This window comes from Candidatus Infernicultor aquiphilus, from assembly GCF_002784285.1.
In the GTDB taxonomy this organism is placed as follows: Bacteria; Atribacterota; Phoenicimicrobiia; order Phoenicimicrobiales; family Phoenicimicrobiaceae; genus Infernicultor; species Infernicultor aquiphilus.
The window spans coordinates 475-1,876 of the sequence record NZ_PFKO01000130.1; the positions used below are offsets into that span (position 1 = coordinate 475).

The 1,402-nt window shown below is 36.0% G+C and carries 2 protein-coding genes; both read left to right on the plus strand.

Going from position 1 to position 1,402, the window contains the following annotated elements:
* Positions 1-527, plus strand: a 527-nt coding sequence (locus tag COZ07_RS03640; protein ID WP_406607228.1) for a hypothetical protein, incomplete at its 5' end; no start/stop codon positions are given.
* Between the two features lie 162 nt (positions 528-689).
* The coding region (locus COZ07_RS03645; RefSeq protein WP_406607229.1) for a hypothetical protein at positions 690-1,402 on the plus strand (713 nt) is incomplete at its 3' end.

The following is a 1,402-nucleotide window of genomic DNA, read 5'->3' on the forward strand; positions in this document are numbered from 1 at the left end:
TGGAGCTTTGGGTAGCAGAAGAATTTCCCCCATTAACCTATGCAGAAAAAGAGTTAATTCAAAAGTACGGGTGGGGGAATAATCGAGTCATTCGTTGGCCTGATGGTTATGTAGAGGTCTATGATGCCACTAATTTTAGCCGAATACAGGAAGTTTTAGACCGATGGAATGAAGTAATCGGGGGTAAAGTTATTTTTTACTTAAGTAATAATCCTCAAAGCCCGGTAAAGTTGACTTATAACCCAGAATTAAGGGAAGAAAATCTTTGTTATCATATCGATACTCACTGGAGTAATTATCAGTTATATGCCGCTGAAATAAAGATAAACCCGGATACTTCTTCTTGTGGTTATCCCCAAAACAGTTATTCCTTATATCTCCATTCCTTCAGTGGAATCGCTGGTTTTGATGTCTGGAAGGGAACCACCATTGATCGGGAAGATTGGCAAAACTTTAATCTTATCTCCGAGATTATGCAGACTATGATCAGAGCCCTTTATCAACTGCCATCTGCTTATAACTTTTAGGTGGAGGTCAAAAATTAATCATAAATTCTCTATCAATATCTAATTAAGAAAAGTAAAAAATTATTTAAAAAAGAATGGTTTTTAATATTAAGGAAATACTTAATTATTTAAAAAAGTAAGTAAATTTAAAGGATAATAAAAAAAATAAAGGAGTGAATTATCATGAAAACAAAAAAAGTTTTGAGGTTGGTGATTTTCTTTTCTATTTTAATGGTTATGAATTTATTAGTGTTTGCAGTAGATAGTGAAAAACAGGCAAGTAATTTTCAGTCCAATGGTGATTTAATTGATGGCTGGTACTGGCTGCGAGATTCTGCTCTTCAAAATTACGCAGAGTGGAAATTCGAAAACATTTCTCCTGGTACCGAAGATTTAGTTTTAGATATTACTGCCCTCGCCACTGATCGACCAAATGGAGGTAGTGGATTTAAGGCAAAATTTAAATTAATCTATGGATTTCCGGGGAGTGGTAATATGGGAGGTGTTTTTAAGACTAAAATAGTTACCCTTCCTAATGTTTCACCTCCGAATGATCCTTTAGGTTATGCCTGTCAGGGTCAAGTAACTGTGGATAGAGAATTTATTTCCGGTGCATCTACTATTGTTTTTCGTGTAGAACGAGAATTAACTCAGGATAATCATGTAGCTTTTAAGAAAGAAAGTATAGTTCTACTTACAGAGGAAGCAGGAGAAGGGCAATTTTTAGAGGGGAACCAATTACCCGAGACTAATGAATTAGAAGGGGCAACTCTAATTCCACCTGGCACTTATACTGGCTGTCTTGGTGAAGAGCCAGTAGGAGGTCAAATCGACGATAACGACTACTACAGCATCAGCTTAGAAGAAGGACAGCAAATTACCCTTCAGCTTACTAT